The sequence below is a fragment of the Nocardioides sp. genome, from assembly GCF_050699375.1.
Classification (GTDB): Bacteria; Actinomycetota; Actinomycetes; order Propionibacteriales; family Nocardioidaceae; genus Nocardioides.
In genome coordinates this window covers 1-15,831 of sequence record NZ_JBOHDN010000400.1, presented here as the reverse complement: position 1 = coordinate 15,831, position 15,831 = coordinate 1, and the positions used below count along the sequence as shown (strand labels likewise).

The 15,831-nt window shown below is 69.0% G+C and carries 15 protein-coding genes; 8 read left to right on the top strand and 7 right to left on the bottom strand.

Annotated features, from left to right (window positions below; genetic code table 11):
* Positions 1-31 precede the first annotated feature (31 nt).
* From ACRDPS_RS26060 to ACRDPS_RS26045, 4 genes are all read left to right on the top strand, one after another.
* Positions 32-2,344, top strand: coding sequence for a hypothetical protein (locus tag ACRDPS_RS26060; protein ID WP_431504578.1), 2,313 nt, complete (start codon positions 32-34; stop codon positions 2,342-2,344).
* 99 nt (positions 2,345-2,443) lie between these two features.
* Positions 2,444-3,067: a hypothetical protein gene (locus ACRDPS_RS26055; RefSeq protein ID WP_431504577.1), complete on the top strand. Its 624-nt coding sequence runs from the start codon at positions 2,444-2,446 to the stop codon at positions 3,065-3,067.
* A gap of 44 nt (positions 3,068-3,111) precedes the next feature.
* Positions 3,112-4,749, top strand: coding sequence for a hypothetical protein (locus ACRDPS_RS26050; protein WP_431504576.1), 1,638 nt, complete (start codon positions 3,112-3,114; stop codon positions 4,747-4,749).
* On the top strand, positions 4,749-5,660 hold the full coding sequence (locus ACRDPS_RS26045; RefSeq protein ID WP_431504575.1) for a glycosyltransferase family 2 protein: 912 nt from the start codon (positions 4,749-4,751) through the stop codon (positions 5,658-5,660). The genes ACRDPS_RS26050 and ACRDPS_RS26045 overlap by 1 nt, the downstream gene beginning before the upstream one ends.
* Before the next feature lie 1,728 nt (positions 5,661-7,388).
* Here ACRDPS_RS26045 and ACRDPS_RS26040 read toward each other — a convergent pair.
* Positions 7,389-7,841: a MarR family winged helix-turn-helix transcriptional regulator gene (locus ACRDPS_RS26040; protein WP_431504574.1), complete on the bottom strand. Its 453-nt coding sequence runs from the start codon at positions 7,839-7,841 to the stop codon at positions 7,389-7,391.
* A 63-nt stretch (positions 7,842-7,904) separates the two neighbouring features.
* Between ACRDPS_RS26040 and ACRDPS_RS26035 the strand changes: the two genes are divergently transcribed.
* Positions 7,905-8,273, top strand: a complete 369-nt coding sequence (locus tag ACRDPS_RS26035) for a VOC family protein (protein WP_431504573.1) — start codon at positions 7,905-7,907, stop codon at positions 8,271-8,273.
* 23 nt (positions 8,274-8,296) lie between these two features.
* Here ACRDPS_RS26035 and ACRDPS_RS26030 read toward each other — a convergent pair whose 3' ends face one another.
* On the bottom strand, positions 8,297-8,734 hold the full coding sequence (locus tag ACRDPS_RS26030; protein WP_431504572.1) for a hypothetical protein: 438 nt from the start codon (positions 8,732-8,734) through the stop codon (positions 8,297-8,299).
* A 92-nt stretch (positions 8,735-8,826) separates the two neighbouring features.
* Between ACRDPS_RS26030 and ACRDPS_RS26025 the strand changes: the two genes are divergently transcribed.
* Positions 8,827-9,345, top strand: coding sequence for a hypothetical protein (locus ACRDPS_RS26025; protein ID WP_431504571.1), 519 nt, complete (start codon positions 8,827-8,829; stop codon positions 9,343-9,345).
* Between the two features lie 51 nt (positions 9,346-9,396).
* Here ACRDPS_RS26025 and ACRDPS_RS26020 read toward each other — a convergent pair whose 3' ends face one another.
* The 4 genes from ACRDPS_RS26020 to ACRDPS_RS26005 all read right to left on the bottom strand — a co-directional run bounded on the left by ACRDPS_RS26020 (position 9,397) and on the right by ACRDPS_RS26005 (position 13,678).
* Positions 9,397-9,936: an AAA family ATPase gene (locus tag ACRDPS_RS26020; RefSeq protein WP_431504570.1), complete on the bottom strand. Its 540-nt coding sequence runs from the start codon at positions 9,934-9,936 to the stop codon at positions 9,397-9,399.
* Between the two features lie 4 nt (positions 9,937-9,940).
* Positions 9,941-10,762: an alpha/beta fold hydrolase gene (locus ACRDPS_RS26015; RefSeq protein ID WP_431504569.1), complete on the bottom strand. Its 822-nt coding sequence runs from the start codon at positions 10,760-10,762 to the stop codon at positions 9,941-9,943.
* 169 nt (positions 10,763-10,931) lie between these two features.
* Positions 10,932-12,041, bottom strand: a complete 1,110-nt coding sequence (locus ACRDPS_RS26010; protein WP_431504568.1) for an NAD(P)H-dependent flavin oxidoreductase — start codon at positions 12,039-12,041, stop codon at positions 10,932-10,934.
* Entirely contained in the window at positions 12,038-13,678 is a 1,641-nt protein-coding gene (locus ACRDPS_RS26005) for an acyl-CoA synthetase (RefSeq protein WP_431504567.1), read from the bottom strand. Before ACRDPS_RS26005 ends, ACRDPS_RS26010 begins: the two co-directional genes overlap by 4 nt.
* 48 nt (positions 13,679-13,726) lie before the next feature.
* Between ACRDPS_RS26005 and ACRDPS_RS26000 the strand changes: the two genes are divergently transcribed.
* Complete coding sequence (locus tag ACRDPS_RS26000; protein WP_431504566.1) at positions 13,727-14,548, top strand: crotonase/enoyl-CoA hydratase family protein; 822 nt, start codon at positions 13,727-13,729, stop codon at positions 14,546-14,548.
* On the opposite strand, the gene ACRDPS_RS25995 is transcribed toward ACRDPS_RS26000, so the two are convergent.
* On the bottom strand, positions 14,535-15,170 hold the full coding sequence (locus tag ACRDPS_RS25995) for a hypothetical protein (RefSeq protein ID WP_431504565.1): 636 nt from the start codon (positions 15,168-15,170) through the stop codon (positions 14,535-14,537). The two genes, ACRDPS_RS26000 and ACRDPS_RS25995, sit on opposite strands and share 14 nt — an antisense overlap.
* 128 nt (positions 15,171-15,298) lie before the next feature.
* Between ACRDPS_RS25995 and ACRDPS_RS25990 the strand changes: the two genes are divergently transcribed.
* Positions 15,299-15,831: dihydrofolate reductase family protein (locus ACRDPS_RS25990; protein WP_431504564.1), on the top strand; the 533-nt coding region annotated here is incomplete at its 3' end.

Below are 15,831 nucleotides of genomic sequence, written 5' to 3'. Positions count from 1 at the left end.
CGAGGTGGCCGCCTTTGCGCAGGGATGGATGATGACGCGGATTCAGGGCAAGCTCGTCTGGGCGAGGTGGCGGCTGCTGACCGCCGGAGCGGCTGTTGCCGTTCTGGGCGTGAGCGGTCTGGCCATGTCAGGAGGGGCGACGGCGGACACCGCTCCCAGCGACCCCGAGCTGCCGGAGACGGTCTCTGCGGACGTACTTCCGACGGTGCAGATCGACGGCGTCGCCTGGAAGCAGGTGATCGTCGGCGACACCGTCTATGTCGGTGGCAACTTCGGCTCGGCCCGTCCGGCGGGAGCGGCAGCCGGCACGAACGAGACGGCGCGGTCCAACATGCTGGCCTACCGGCTCTCCACCGGTGAGCTGATCTCTGGGTTCGCGCCGACGTTCAACGGCCAGGTCAAGGACATGGCGCTCTCGCCCGACAAGTCCCTGCTCTACGTCGCCGGCAGCTTCACCCAGGTCAACGGCGTCAACCGCTACCGCGGCGCGGCGATCAACCTGGCCACAGGTGCGGTGACGAGCTTCCGGCCGATCTTCAACTCCGCGACCAACGCCGTCGCGGCGACCGCCGACGCGATCTTCTACGGCGGCGCGTTCACCTCGGCCGACAACACCCTGCGCACCAAGGTTGCCGCCGTCCGGCCCAGCGACACCGGCACCCAGCTGCTGCCGATGAACCCGACCGTCTCCAACGGCTCGCTGCAGGACCTGGTGGTCTCGCCCGACGGCACCGAGCTCGTGATCGCGGGCAACTTCACCCGGGTCAACGGCTCCTCCAACCCGGGCTACGGCCTGGCTCGGATCAAGGTGTCGACCGGTGCCTCGATGGCGCTGCCGGTCAACTCCGAGGTCCGCAACGCAGGCAGCGAGGCAGCCATCCTCGCGCTGGAGAGCGACGGCACCAGCTTCTACGGCACCGGCTACCACTACGGCAGCGGCGGCAACGTCGAGGGCTCCTTCAAGGCCGACTGGGCCACCGGCCGGCTGACCTGGCTCGAGGACTGCCACGGCGACACCTACGCGATCTGGCCGACCGCCGAGGTCGTCTACCAGGCCAGCCACAAGCACTACTGCGGCAACTCCGGTGGGTTCCCGGAGACCAAGCCGCGCAGCTTCCAGCACTCCACCGCGGTCACCCAGGACGTACGCGGCACCAACACCGGCGACATCTTCGGCTACCCCGACCACCCCGGCACACCGCGCCCGGAGTTCCTGGAGTGGTATCCGAAGTGGACGCCCGGATCCTTCACGGGGTCCAACCAGGCGCCCTGGACGGTGACGGCCAACGCCGACTACGTCGTCTACGGCGGCGAGTTCCTGAAGGTCAACGGTGTCGCCCAGCAGGGGCTGGTGCGTTTCGCGGTCAAGACGATCGCCCCCAACGACGTCGGCCCGGCGCTTTCTGGTGCCGAGTTCGACCTCACCGCGACCTCGCCGGCCGACGGGCAGGCCCGGCTGACCTGGCCGGGCAACGCGGACATGGACAACGCCACGGTGACCTACAAGGTCTACCGCGGCTCGATGGATTCTGCTCCCATCCACACCTCCGCGGTCACCGCGGCGTTCTGGAAGCAGACCTCGAAGACGTTCGTCGACGAGGAGGCCCCGCCGGGCTCCACGCAGCGCTACCGGGTCGTGGCCGAGGACCCGCTCGGCAACCGGGCTCTCTCGGAGTGGGTCACGGTCGCGATCGACGGCGAGCCCGCGCCTCCGGCCGAGGGCACCGTCGCCGAGGACACCTTCGAGCGGAACGAGGCGAGCGGCTGGGGCACCGCCGACGCCGGTGGCACCTGGGCGCGCACCGGGATCGCTGGCAACTTCTCGGTCTCCGATGGCCGCGGTCAGCACGCGGTCACGGCCGGCGGGACCACGGAGTCCCGGCTGGAAGGCGTCTCGGCGACCGACGTAGACGCGACCGTCAGCGTCGGAGTCTCCCGGCTCCCCGACGCGGGCTTGGTCTGGTCGATCCTCGGCGCACGAGTCTCCGGATCGACCCACTACGCCTCCCGGCTCCGGTTCAACCCGGACGGCACCGTCGGCCTCCATCTGGTTCGCAGCGGCAGCCCGGTCGTCGGCGCCAACGTCGTCCCGGGCCTGAGCGTCGCGGCCGGCGACCGGCTGATGGTCCGCCTCCAGGTCACCGGCACCTCCCCGACGACCGTGCGCGCCAAGGTGTGGCCGGCCGGCTCCGCGGAGCCGTCGGAGTGGACGTACTCCCTCACCGACTCGACCGTCGCGAACCAGCTCTCCGGTGGGGTGATGCTGCGCAGCTACGGCTCCTCGACGATCGGTGCGACGCCGGTTCGGGTGAGCCATGACGACCTGTTGGTGGTCGAGCCGTAGTACCCGATCTTGGGGAGAGCACGGGCGGATCGCCCCGCTGGCCCTCGCTATGGGCTTGAATACACCGTCTTTGTCCGACTCGGCCGCGGAAGATCCCCCATGCTCAGTCAAGTCCGGCGACCGAGGACGTACGTCACGGCCGCGGCCGTCGCCGTCGCTCTCGTGAGCCTCGCCGTCGTGCTCGCCCTGCGCCTTTCCGGCTCGGACACGGCAGGGTCGGATCCGACGGTCGCCGCTGCGCCGTCCTCCTCGGAGTCACCGTCGGATGGCTCCTCCGAGTCGTCCTCGGCCCCGTCCGAGGAGCCCGAGCCGGGCAAGCCGGCGGTCGGCACCCGTGCGGTCGGGCTCAAGGGCGAGGCGACCTCGGCGCCGGGCGTGACCGCTCGGCTGGCGAGGATCGAATCGGTCCAGGCCACAGCCAGCCTGCCCGGCGAGGTCGGCGGCCCAGCCCTCGCGATCACAGTGAAGGTGAAGAACGAGACCGAGAAGGACCTCTCCCTGGCTCTCGGCGTGGTCAACGCCTACTTCGGCCCCGAGCGCACCCCGGCGGTGAGCGTCGCCTCCGACGGCGAGGTCCCGTTCCCGTCCTCGGTCGCGCCGGGGGCGGCGGCCAAGGGTGTCTACGTGTTCCAGATCCCGGAGGATGCCCGTCCCGTACGTGTCGAGCTCGATCTCGGCGACGGCGCTGACGTGGTCGTCTTCAAGGGCCGTCCCCAGCGATGAACCCAGCGAATGACCCAGCGAATGACTCAGCGACGAATCCAGCGATGAGAGATGTGATGAAGCCGATCCTGGCCGCTCTGATGCTCGTGGCAACGAGCCTGTCCCTGGCGACCTCCGCCTCCGCGGACACCGCCCCGACCGACCCCGACCTGCCGAAGACGGTCGCGGCCGACGCCCTTCCGACGGTGCAGATCGACGGCGTCGCCTGGAAGCAGGTGATCGTCGGAGACATCGTCTACGTGGGCGGCAACTTCACCTCGGCCCGCCCGGCGGGCGCCGCGGCCGGCACCGATGAGACGCCGCGGTCCAACATGCTCGCCTACCGACTCTCCACCGGGAAGCTGGTCACCGGGTTCGCGCCGAAGTTCAACGGCCAGGTCAAGGACCTGGCCCTCTCGCCCGACAAGAAGCTGCTCTACGTCGCGGGCGGCTTCACCCAGGTCGACGGCGCCAACCGCTACCGGGCTGCCGCGATCGACCTCGCGACCGGCAAGGCGACGAGCTTCCGCCCGATCTTCAACTCGACCACCAACGCGGTCGCGGCAACGTCGAGCGCGGTCTTCTACGGCGGCGTGTTCACCTCGGCCGACAAGGTCGCGCGTACGAAGGTCGCCGCCGTCAAGCCCGGCGACGCCGGCACCCAGGTGCTGCCGTTGAACCCGAAGGTCGCCGGCGGCAACGTCAACGACATCGTGGCCTCCGCCGACGGCTCGCAGATCGTGATCGGCGGTGCTTTCACCACCGTCAACGGCTCCTCCAAACCCGGTTACGGACTGGCCCGGCTCGAGGTCTCCTCCGGCAAGTCGCTGGCACTGCCGGTCAACGACGAGATCCGCAACGGCGGCGCCGAAGCGGCCGTCCTGTCCTTGGAGACCGACGGGACCAGCTTCTACGGCGCCGGCTACAACTACGGTGGCAGCGGCAACTCCGAAGGATCCTTCAAGGCCGACTGGAAGACCGGCAGCCTGACCTGGCTCGAGGACTGCCACGGTGACACCTACGCCGTCTGGCCCACCGCCGAGACCGTCTATCAGGCCAGCCACAAGCACTACTGCGGCACCTCCGGAGGCTTCCCGGAGACCAAGCCGCGCAGCTGGTATCACGCCACCGCGACCACCCAGGACGTACGCGGCACCAACGTCGCCGACGACAAGTACAACTACCCTGACCACCCCGGCACCCCGCGCCCGGAGTTCCTCGAGTGGTATCCCAAGTGGACCAACGGCACCTACACCAGCTCCGGCCAGGCGACCTGGACGGTGACGGCCAACGACGACTACGTGATCTACGGCGGTGAGTTCTTGAAGGTCAACGGAACCCGTCAGCAGGGCCTGGTGCGCTTCGCCGTCAAGGACATCGCGCCCAACAAGGTCGGCCCGAAGCTGCGCGGTGCCGCCTGGGAGCTGAAGGCCACCTCCGCCACCGCCGGCAAGGCAGTGCTGACCTGGCCCGGCAACCCGGACAAGGACAACGCCGCGGTGACCTACAAGCTCTACCGTGGGTCGACGACCTCGGTCCCGATCAAGACGGTGAAGGTCGACGCCCCGTTCTGGAAGCACACCGCGATGACCTTCACCGACACGGCTCTGGTCTCCGGCTCGTCGCAGAAGTACCGCGTCGCCGCCGTCGACCCGCTCGGCAACACCTCGCTCTCGGACTGGGCCACGATCAAGGTCAAGTGATGGCGCCGATCTGGGTGGCCATGCTCACCTATCGGCGACCCGAAGAGTTGCCCGATGCGGTGGGCATGCTCCAGGCCCAGCTCGACCTGGTGCCCGGCGCCCGGCTGCTCGTGGTGGACAACGACGAGCAGCCGAGCGCAGCCCCGGCAGTGGCTGCGGTGGCAGGGGACGACGTACGCGTGACGTACGTCCACGAGCCCACCCCCGGCATCGCGGCAGCCCGCAACCGAGCGCTGTCCGAGGCCGGACCGGAGGCTGTGGTCGTCTTCATCGACGACGACGAGCAGCCCTCGGCGGACTGGCTGCCGACGCTGGTCGCGTGCTGGCAGTCGTCAGGCGCGGCCGCGGTCGTCGGGCCGGTGGTCTCGCGCTTCATCGGCGAGCCGGACCCGTGGATCGCCGCCGGAGGCTTCTTCCAGCGGCTGCGGCATCCGACCGGCACCGTCGTCACCACCGCGGCGACCAACAACCTCCTCCTCGACATGGCCCAGGTCGGCCCACTGCGCTTCGACCTCGGCTTCGGTCTCTCCGGCGGCTCGGACACCGTCTTCACCCGCACCCTCTCCGCCTCCGGCGGCCGGATCGTATGGTGCGACGAGGCACCCGTACACGATCTGGTGCCGACCGATCGGGCGACGGTGTCGTGGGTACGCGCCCGCGCCTCCCGGATCGGCAACTCCGACTCCCGTGCCCGTGTCCACCTCGCCCCGCGCGGCCAGCGCCTGACCGCCCGGCTCGTTGCCACCGCCCGTGGATTCGTACGGGTCGCCGGGGGAGCGCTGCGCCTCACCGTCGGCCGCCTGACCGGTTCCGCTCGCCACCACGCTCGCGGCACCCGCACCTTCCTCCGCGGCCTCGGCATGCTCCGCGGCGCCTGGGGTTCCTTCGTCGACGAGTACGCCCGGGGCTAGCTCTGGTCGTCCGGCGGTCGAGCTTGTCGAGACCACCCGACGGGTGGGGCCAGCCCTCCGTTGTCCGGGTTCCAGCGTGGGTGGGGCCAATACTCTGTCCGGGTTGGGAGATCTAGAACCAGGGCGCCTGGCATGGGTGCCATCTGGCTCTCTTGCGGGCTTCCGGCAGCGGCCATGCTTCGCATGGGATATCTGTCCCTGACCGGGTTCCTTAGGTGCCATCTCGGTTGCCCTGGCTTGCATTCCTTGGTAGGATCGGTGCAAGCGCAAGCGGAGTGACCGACCACCCCACCAGGGGCGACCCCGACACTGGGGTAACGAGGGAACCAGGGCCGCAAACGCCAGTTGCGAGGGTAAGTAATAGCACCGCGCCAGCGGGCCTCCAGGACCGACGAACCATGGATCTGCAGATCTACAGAGTTCGTACGCCGGGAGGTGACCGCTTCGATGAACCCACAAGCCGCACAGCCACACCCCCTGCTGGCCGGCGTCACTTCGTGCAGCAGTCCCGACCGAGCCAGCGCATCTGACCCACCAGAAGGCACCGAGTCGGCGCAACTGCCCCAGCAAATCGGGTCGAGTCGGCGCGTCTGCCCCACTCAGGCGGGTCGAGTCGGCGCGTCTGCCCCACTCAGGCTGCTCGAGTCGGCGCGTCTGCCCCACTCAGGCTGCTCGAGCGGGCGCGTCTGCCCCACCAGAAGGCACCGAGCCGGCGCGTCTGTCCCGCGGGGCCTGCCGAGTTGGCGCGTCTGCCCCGCGGGCCTGCCGGGTTGGAGCGTCTGCCCATTCAGACCGACCGAGCCGGAGCGCACCTTCGGTGACTGTGGATGTAGAAGATCGCGGGCTATCTACGTACCAGTCGGCGCGTCTGCCCCAGCCAGACCGGCCGAGCCGGCGCAACTGCCCCAGCCAGACCAGCCGAATCGGCGCAACTGCCGCTGAGAATCGTGTCGAGTCGGCGCGAATGTCTCATGTGAAGGCACCGAACTGGCGGGTCCATCCCGCGCCCACCGTCCGAGTCGGCGCGTCCGTCCTACACAGACCGGACGCGTCTGCGCGGAGGGCCTACCAGAAGACACCGAGCCGGCGCCTGGGCCGCGCAAGCAAGTCGAGCCGAGCGACTGCCCCGAAGTTCGTGCCAAGTCGGCGCAGGTGTCTCACCAGAGGTACTGAGCCGGCGCGCTTCTGCGCGCTCTTGCGGGCCGAGTGGGCGCGAACCCGTCGAGTCGGCGTGGATCTGTGGCGAAACGCGGGATGGACGGCAGGAGGCGTACGACTCGGCCTCACCGCAGGCGAGATGACCCCGAGGCCGCCGGGCTGACCGATGCCGACGGAGATCACGCGGCCCGCTCAGCGTCCTCGAACCGGGCCGCGTTGGCCCAGGCCTCCTCGACGCTCTCGCAGCGCTGGTCACCGGCGAGGTCCAGTGCAGGTGCAGCACATCTCCCCACCCCGGGTGCTCTGCCCGCCGCTCCAGCCGCCGCAGCCCTGGATCCGCTCGGCCACCCTCCCGCCCCACCGCACCGGGCGCCTCGACGAGAGCCCCCCTCACGCATCGGGCCATCGCCGTGGGCGCCGTTGGAGTGTGATGTCGGGGCCGCCGCGGACCTCACGATGCGCACACTCGACCTGGACCTGTGCGACCTGGACCCGCACGACCTCGACCCGCACGACCTGGACCTGTGCAACCTCGACCCGCGCATCCAGGCACGGCGTCAGGGGGTGGTCTCATGCGCTGCCGTTGCCATCGCGCAAGGAGCGGATCATGCCCCTCAGAATCCGGAGCGCCTCGGCCCGGTCTGCCTCCGTCGTGCCGGCGAGCATCCTCACCTCGACGGAGCGGACTGCGACGGTCGCCTTCTCGAGCCTGCGCCGGCCGCGAGGGGTGAGTCGCGTCGGAAGCACCTTTCCTACGGGCGCCTCCGCGGGCCTGGTCACGTCACCCTCCTTCTCGAGGGAATGGAGCAGCACGTTCATCGTCTGCCGCGTCACGAATGCTCCCCGTGCGAGATCGGAGTTCGACAAGCCCGGCCGTTGGGCCAGCAGCTCGAGGCAGGCGTAGTGCGTCACGCTCATTCCCAGTGGCCGCAGCACATCCTCCATCGACGCACGCAGCGCGCTAGACGCCTCCTTCAGGAGATAGCCCAGTGATCTTTCCAGGTCGACGCCGTCTTGACTCATGTCAGTATTCTGACATACATTGATTTGTGTCAGATAACTGACACACAATCCAGGAGGATCAACATGCCTGTCACCGGCCCCGACTTCATCTCACTTCAGGCGAGCGACCTGGACGCATCACAAGCGTTCTACGAGCACTATCTCGGCCTCGTCCGCTCCCCTGCCGGGCCTCCGCACGCGGTCGTCTTCGAGACCAAGCCGATCGCGTTCGCAGTCCGCGAGGTCATTCCCGGCACCGACCTCGCATCCGTCACCCAGCCCGGCATCGGTGCCGCGATCTGGCTTCACGCCACCGACGTCCAGGCCATTCACGACGCCCTCGTCGCCGACGGTCACACCGTCGCCTCCGCACCTGTCGACGGACCCTTCGGGCGGACCTTCACGTTCGCCGACCCCGATGGTTACCAGATCACGCTCCACGACCGCACCTGACGGGCGCCGGACGGACGGCAGCGTCAACCACCTACACACTCGTCGTTGTCGCCGCCGGAGTAGCAGGGCGGGGCGCGATAGCCATCGTCCTCCCGCTCCGACACCGGTAGGTCAATCGCGCCAGGGATGTAGCAGAAAACGACGATCGCAGTGCCGCCGACGACCAGCAGAACCTGCCAGAACGTCCCGAGCATCCGCCGGCCACGGTTGAGCAGGTGGGCGAGCGCGCCGCACACAAGCGCGGCGAGTGCGATCGCACCCCAGATGCGGTACGCCGCGATGTTCGACGGCTCGACCTGCGGCTGCTCACCGAAGAAGACGAGATAAACATCCAGCCAGTTCATGGCCAGGTTCCCGATGGCGAGAAGAGCCACGACGGACGCCAGGGCGGTGATGAGGGGAAGCCAGGGGAGGCGCGTCATACGCCAACGGACACTGGCTGGGCGGTCGAAAGCGAGCATACGACGAGTCTCGCGGCACCGCGGCGTGGCGTGATGAGCCTGCGTACTCAACTCCTTGACCTTCGGGTCGGGCGAAGCCTCATCATCGAGGCATGACCACGACGCCTGCTGCCGACCCGACGATGGACGCCATCACCACCGCTGTGACCTATGGCCGCGAAGGCGAGACCGCCAGAGCACGACAGGAGCTGCTCGCGGTCTGGGAAGACCTCGGCGTGCTGGGCGATCCGCTTCACCGGTGCACGCTCGCCCACTACCTCGCCGACCTGTATACCGATCCTGCCGCGGCACTCATCTGGGACGTACGCGCCCTCGACGCCGCCGACGCACTCACCGACCAACGGACCGGCGAGCACCACCCTGGCCTTCAGGTCGCCGGGTTCTATCCGAGCCTGCACCTCAACATCGCCGACAACCTGCGCCGCTTGGGCGCCTTCGAGGCGGCCGCCGAACACGTCGGCAAGGCCGAGGAGCGAGTCGACGCCCTGCCACAGGGACCGTACGGCGACATGATCTGCACAGCGATCCACGGCGTCCATGAGGCGATCACGGCTCGCGACACGATGGCCCGACCGACCTCTCCGAGCCTCGACGGCCCCGAGGAGGGCTGACCAGTCTGGATCGTCGGCACGGCGTGACGAGTCTGCGTGCTCAACGAAGAACTACACGGCCGCCCTGAGCATCGATGCGAGCCAATTGTCGGCAGCTCGATGGGAGTGCAGCCGGATCAGGGTCACGTCTGGATGAGCAGCAACCTGATCAGGAAGGTGCTGACGGAGCTTGTTCCGGGACTTCCACGCCCACCGCACGACATAGTCAGGGTCGGTGAAGATCGATCGCAACGGCGGCTCGACGTTGCCGTTCCACAGCTCTGTGCGACGTGCCCGGCGTATCAACGTCCGGCGGATCACCTGGTACATCGTCAACGGCGTCGGGACGTCGAGCCACACGACGACGTCAACACGGTCGAGGATCAGCGGCTTCGCCGCGGCGTACTGAAACTCGCTCACCCACGCCGGGCGCGCGACGAGAGCGCGGACATCGTCGACGAACTCGGGTCGCGGGGTCCAATCAGGTCCGTGGTGCAGGGAGTCGAGCTCCACGTAGGGGATGTCCAGGCGATCACTGATGCGCTTCGCGAGGGTCGACTTCCCGGAGCCGGACACGCCCGCCACCGCGATCCGGGCCAGCGGACCGGTCACGCTTTCAGGAAGCCTTCGCGATCGTGCCGAGGATCGCCGAGGCTGCGGCTTCGGGGGCCTTGGTCGGGATCCAGTGGCTGACGCCGTTCAGCTCGATGAACTCGTACGGTCCGGTGACGGAGTTCTCGTTGCCCTCCAGGGCGGTGCGGCCGATCGCCACGTCGCGGTCGCTCCACAGCATCGTCGTCGGCACCGAGACGCGACCGACGCGAGGGGCCAGGAGGAGGGCGCGATACCACCCCAGGCCGCCGGGCAGCGCACCGTAGTCGACGATCTCCTCGCGGAAGCGTTCGATGTCCTCGTCATTCCAGCCGCTCCCCCGCATCATCCGCTCCATCCGGCCGTCGCGGCCGGAGACCAGCTCGGGTAGGAGCGGGATGTTGAAGAGGGCCATGTACGTCGACTTACGCCGCTGCGGGCCCTTCATCGATCGCGCGAACGGGACCGGGTGCGGCACCGACATCGCGGTCCAGCTCCGAACCAGGTCCGGACGCTTCGCAGCCACTCCCCAGCCGACCGCACTCCCCCAGTCATGACCGGCCAGGTGCACCGGCCGGCCGATCTCGTCGATGAGCGCGACGACGTCCTCGACCAGCTCGCCGGCGCCGTAGCCGAGGCGCGTACGCGGCCGGGCGCCCGGAGAGTAGCCGCGCTGGTCCGGAGCGAGGGTGCGGAAGCCCGCCTCGTGCAGGATCGGCGACACCTCCCGCCAGCAGGTCGCCCGCTCCGGGAAACCGTGCAGGAGCACGACCGGGTCACCGTCGGCGGGGCCCGAGTCGATCACGTCGAAGGTGAGTCCGTCACGTACGTAGCTCGAGATCGTCACGCGCCCATCTTGTCAGGGTCTCCCCGCCTCTGGGCGGGGGTTGTGGTGTGCGTTGCCGGCATCAGCAACCAAGGTGTGCGATAGCGCGCCGAGGTAAGGCGCGTCGGGCGTGGGCACGAGAAGGGCGCCGGCTCGGAGGACCGAGCCGGCGCCTTCGTAGTGCTGCTGACTAACCTTCGGAGATCGCGTCCAGGCGTTTGACGGTGGCCTCGAACTCGGCGATGAGGTCGCCCATCACCTCGGCGACCGGGCGTACCTCGTTCATCCGGCCGACGATCTGCCCGACCGGCATCGCGACCACGTCGGGGTCGCCGGCGGCGTTGATGCGGTTGTGGGCGTCGGAGACGAGCAGGTTCTGCAGGGGCATCGGCAGCGGTGCCGGGGAGCCCTCGGCCTCCCACGCATCGGTCCACTTCGACTTCAGCAGCCGGGCGGGCTTGCCCGTGTAGATCCGCATCCGGCGGGTGTCGGCGGAGGTCGCGCGGGTGAAGGCGCTCTCCCAGCCGGCGTGGGTGTTGAGCTCGCGATACTCCGACGTCCCGAGCCAGATGGAGCCCGTCCAGACACCCTGGGCACCGAGCGCGAGCGAAGCGGCGATCTGGCGTCCCGAGCCGATCCCGCCCGCGCCCAGGACTGGCACGTCCGGGCCGACCGCGTCGACGATGTCGGGCTGGAGCACCATCGAGGCTATCTCGCCGGTGTGGCCTCCCGCCTCATAACCCTGGGCGATGATGATGTCGACGCCGTTGGAGACGTGCGAGACGGCGTGCTTGGGGGCGCCGGCGAGCGCGGCGACCTTGATCCCGTGCTCGTGCGCCTTCTCGATCACATCGTTGGGCGGGGTGCCGAGCGCGTTGGCGATCAGCACCGGCCGGTGCTGCAGCGCGACGTCGACGTGCGAGCGTGCCGTCGAGTGCAGCCAGCCGAGCACCCCCTCACGGCCCTCACCCTCGGGCAGCGGCGGCACGCCGAGCGAGAGCAGGGTCTTGTCGACCCAGTCGGTGTGCTCCTCGGGGATGTAGGCCGACAGGTCGGTCGAGGTGCCCTCGGTCGGGACCTTCGTCGGCATGACCACGTCGACGCCGTACGGCTTCCCGTCGGTGTTCTGGTCCATCCAGGTCAGCGTGCGGTCGAGCTCCTCGGCGTCGTTGAAGCGTACGCAGCCGAGCACGCCCAGCCCGCCGGCCTTGGAGACCTCGGCCGCCACGTGCTCCGAGGGGGTGAAGGCGAAGATCGGGTAGTCGATCCCGAAGGCGTCGCACAGCGGCGTACGGATCATGCCTTCGCTCCTTCCGCCGCGGAGGTCGCCTGCGTGGCCAGGGCGATCTCCTTGGCCTTGGGGTACTGCGCCTTGCCGGTGGCGTTACGCGGCACCTCGTCGACGATCGTCAGAGCACGCGGCAGCTTGTAGCCGGAGAGATGAGACCGCAGGAACGTACGCAGCCCCTCGAGCTCGATGGTCGCGCCCGGACGTGGCTCGACGACCGCGGCGACGGCTTGGCCGTAGCGCTCGTCCGGGATCCCGACGACGAGGGTGTCGTAGACGTCGGGGTGAGCCTTGAGCGCGGCCTCGACCTCTTCGGGATAGACCTTCTCGCCACCGGTGTTGATGCAGTTGGAGCCTCGCCCGAGGAGAGTCAGCCGGTTGTCGGTCTCGATCCGCGCGTAGTCACCCGGGATCGCGTAGCGCTCGCCGTCGATCTCGACGAAGGTCTTCGCGGACTTCTCGGGGTCCCGGTAGTAGCCGACCGGCACGTGGCCCTTGCGAGCGGTCCGGCCGATCTTGCCGACGTCCTTGGCGAGGTCGAGCGGATGACCGTCGTCGCCGATCACCGCGGTGTGCCCGCCGGCGGTGACCACCGGGCCGTCGGTCGAGAGCGCGGAGGCATCCTGCAGCCCGGTGCCCTGGAAGCCGGTCTCCGTCGAGCCCACCGAGTCGGTGAAGACCGCGTTCGGGAAGGCCTTCATCCAGCGTTCCTTGACCGACTTGGAGAAGATCGCGGCGCTGGAGGCGATGGCAAAGAGTGACTGGCCGTCGAAACCGCCTGCCTCGTACGCATCGATGAGCGGCACCGCCATCGCGTCGCCGGTCATGAACATCATCTGGACCTTCTCGCGGTCGACGATCTCCCAGGTCTTCACCGGGTCGAACCTGGGCTCCAGGATCGTGACCTGGCCGGCGAAGAGGTGCATGAGGAGCGAGGCCTGGGCGCCGCCATGCATCAGCGGACTCAGCGGGAGCGTGGTGAGGCCGTCGCCGGCGGCCTGCTTGGACTGGTCGTACTCCTCCAGCGGCACTCCGGTCATGAAGTCGATGCCGCCGCCGAGCACGCGCCAGAAGTCCTCGTGGCGCCACATCACGCCCTTGGGGAAGCCGGTGGTGCCGCCGGTGTAGATGACGTGGATGTCGTCGGCGGTGCGCTCGTCGAAGTCGCGCTCGTCGGACTGACCGGCCAGCGCCTCCTCCAGCGTGACCCCGCCGAACGGGCTCAGGTCGGAGGCATCGTCGGGCTCGAGCGGGTTGGGCACGGCCACGAAGGTCTTCAGGTCGGCCAGCTTGGGCGCGACCTCGGCGACCAGCGGCGCGTAGACCCGGTCATGGACGAGCGCCTTGAGGTCGGCGTTGTCGAAGAGATACTCAAGCTCGCCGGCGACGTAGCGGAAGTTCACGTTGATCGCCACCGCGCGGATCTTGAGGATCGCCAGCAGTGCGATCACGTGCTCCACGGAGTTCTTGGAGTAGAGACCGACGTGGTCGCCCTTCCCGATCCCCTGACCGGCCAGATAGTGGGCGAGCTTGTTGGACTCACGCTCGAGCTCGGCGTAGGTCACTTTGCGGTCGCCGACTTGGACGGACACCTTCTCAGGCGCGGCGTCGACGGCGTGTTCGAAGAGGTCAGCAAGATTCAGCGCCATGCGACCGAGACTAGAACACGTTTCAGTTTTCCGCTAGGGTCCGGTGTTATGCCGATCACAGAATCTTCTGCCGGATCTTCTCCCGCGACCGGCCCGGACGCGATCGTCGAGCAGGACGGCCACAAGCTGATCGTGACCATGAACCGCCCCGAGCGTCGCAACGCCCTCTCCTCCGAGATGCTGCGGATCATGGAGGAAGCCTGGGACCGGGTGAACTCCGATCCCGAGGTCAGGGTCTGCATCCTGACCGGCGCCGGCGGCTACTTCTGTGCCGGGATGGACCTCCAGAAGGCGGACGAGAAGCCGCCGTCGGAGTCGTTCGACGAAGGCTTCGACCCCTCGGTGATCAAGGGCCTCCTCAAAGGCTTCCGGCTCACCAAGCCGCTCATCGCCGCCGTCGAGGGCCCGGCGATCGCCGGCGGCACCGAGATCCTGCAGGGCACCGACATCCGCGTCGCCGGCGAGTCGGCGAAGTTCGGCGTCGCCGAGGCTCGCTGGTCGCTCTACCCGATGGGCGGTTCCGCGGTCCGTCTCCCCCGCCAGATCCCCTACACGGTCGCCGCCGAGCTGTTGCTGACCGGACGTACCTTGAGGGCGCCCGAGGCCAAGGAGCTCGGCCTCATCGGCCACGTCGTCCCCGACGGGACCGCGCTCGAGAAGGCGCACGAGCTCGCCGACATGATCGCAGCCAACGGCCCGCTCGCGGTGCAGGCGATCCTGCGTACGATGCGCGAGTCCGAGGGCAAGCACGAGGAGGAGGCCTGGGCCGCCGACGCCAAGGTCGGCGCCGCCGTCTTCGCCTCCGAGGACGCCAAGGAGGGGCCCAAGGCATTCCTGGAGAAGCGCAAGCCCGACTTCAAGGGCCGCTGACCCTCAGGCCCTTGGCGAGGTACGCGGTCCCGGCAGCATTCGCGGAAGCAACCCGCGACGCAGCACCAGCAGCAGATGGACGCCGAGCGCGGCGAAGAACGCGATGTGGGCCGCCACGTGCAGCGCGACCAGGTCGCCGGAGGCCACGACGAGCGCGAGGCCCGTCAGCGGGACGACGAACATCAGCGAGATCAGCACCCGCTCGGTGACATGAGCCAGTCGCCGGTCGGTCGCGGTCAGACGGCGGGTCCCATGGCGGAAGCGAGGAGATCATGCGCCCGGCCACCCGAAGCCCGCCGAGCAGCAGGATGGCCAGGCCGAGCAGGATGTGCAGCTCGGGCAGGCTGATGCCGTCGGCACCGATGCCGCCGCCCCACAGGTCGGTCCAGGCGGTGGCGAGCGAGCCCTCCTCGCCACTCCGCGCCTCGCAGGCGTCCTCGAGCCGGTCCAAACGCTCGTCCTCCGCGTCAGAGGTGTCGCCCCCGCCGCGATCTTCCCCCGGCGGGTCGCAGTCGGCCTCTGTCGACATGACATAGCCGACCACGAACTGCAGCGCGAAGACGGCGACGGTCAGCCAGTGCAGCGTCTTGGCGACGACCCCATAGCCCGCTGCGCCTGACATCAAGGGTCAGACTAGCGGGCCAGGGCCGTCTTGGAGACGTACTGTCGGCCTGTCGGATCGGCGGTGGTCCGATCGTGGTGTTGGTGAGCGCCGCCATCCGCGGCACCTGACCACCAGCAGGAGGAACCATGTCCGGCACCACACGCACACCCGTCCGTCTGTCCATGTCGATGACCCTGGACGGGTTCGTCACCGGTCCCGACGACCGCCACGGCCAAGGGCTCGGGCGGGGCGGCGGGCGGATCTTCGACTGGCTCGACGACCGTCACGACGCCGGGGTGAACGGCGACGTCTACCGCGAATACCTCGCCACGGGGGCACTGATCTCCGGGCGGCGTACGTATGAGCTCGCCGACCGTTGGGGAGGCGACCACCACGACGGCGTGCCGATCCACGTGCTCACCCACCACCCCGACGACGTCCCGCCGGGCAGCGCCCGCTACTTCACCGACGTCGACCGGTGCGCCGACGAGGCCCGGGACGCCGCCGGCGACAAGGTCGTGATGGCCCACGGCGCCGGCCTCGCGCAGGCGCTCCTGGCCGCTGGCCAGCTCGACGAGATCGAGATCCACCTCGTGCCGGTGCTCCTCGGCGCCGGGCGACGGCTCTTCCCCGACGACGGGGCCGGGCCCATCGAGCTCGAGCCCGTCCGACGCCTCGA

Excerpts from the sequence above, each read along its gene's own strand:
- ACRDPS_RS26060 (WP_431504578.1), top strand. The coding sequence starts at position 32 with ATGACGCGGATTCAGGGCAAGCTCGTCTGGGCGAGGTGGCGGCTGCTG.
- ACRDPS_RS26055 (WP_431504577.1), top strand. The coding sequence starts at position 2,444 with ATGCTCAGTCAAGTCCGGCGACCGAGGACGTACGTCACGGCCGCGGCC.
- ACRDPS_RS26050 (WP_431504576.1), top strand. The coding sequence starts at position 3,112 with ATGAGAGATGTGATGAAGCCGATCCTGGCCGCTCTGATGCTCGTGGCA.
- ACRDPS_RS26045 (WP_431504575.1), top strand. The coding sequence starts at position 4,749 with ATGGCGCCGATCTGGGTGGCCATGCTCACCTATCGGCGACCCGAAGAG.
- ACRDPS_RS26040 (WP_431504574.1), bottom strand. The coding sequence starts at position 7,841 with ATGAGTCAAGACGGCGTCGACCTGGAAAGATCACTGGGCTATCTCCTG.
- ACRDPS_RS26035 (WP_431504573.1), top strand. The coding sequence starts at position 7,905 with ATGCCTGTCACCGGCCCCGACTTCATCTCACTTCAGGCGAGCGACCTG.
- ACRDPS_RS26030 (WP_431504572.1), bottom strand. The coding sequence starts at position 8,734 with ATGCTCGCTTTCGACCGCCCAGCCAGTGTCCGTTGGCGTATGACGCGC.
- ACRDPS_RS26025 (WP_431504571.1), top strand. The coding sequence starts at position 8,827 with ATGACCACGACGCCTGCTGCCGACCCGACGATGGACGCCATCACCACC.
- ACRDPS_RS26010 (WP_431504568.1), bottom strand. The coding sequence starts at position 12,041 with ATGATCCGTACGCCGCTGTGCGACGCCTTCGGGATCGACTACCCGATC.
- ACRDPS_RS26005 (WP_431504567.1), bottom strand. The coding sequence starts at position 13,678 with ATGGCGCTGAATCTTGCTGACCTCTTCGAACACGCCGTCGACGCCGCG.
- ACRDPS_RS26000 (WP_431504566.1), top strand. The coding sequence starts at position 13,727 with ATGCCGATCACAGAATCTTCTGCCGGATCTTCTCCCGCGACCGGCCCG.
- ACRDPS_RS25995 (WP_431504565.1), bottom strand. The coding sequence starts at position 15,170 with ATGTCAGGCGCAGCGGGCTATGGGGTCGTCGCCAAGACGCTGCACTGG.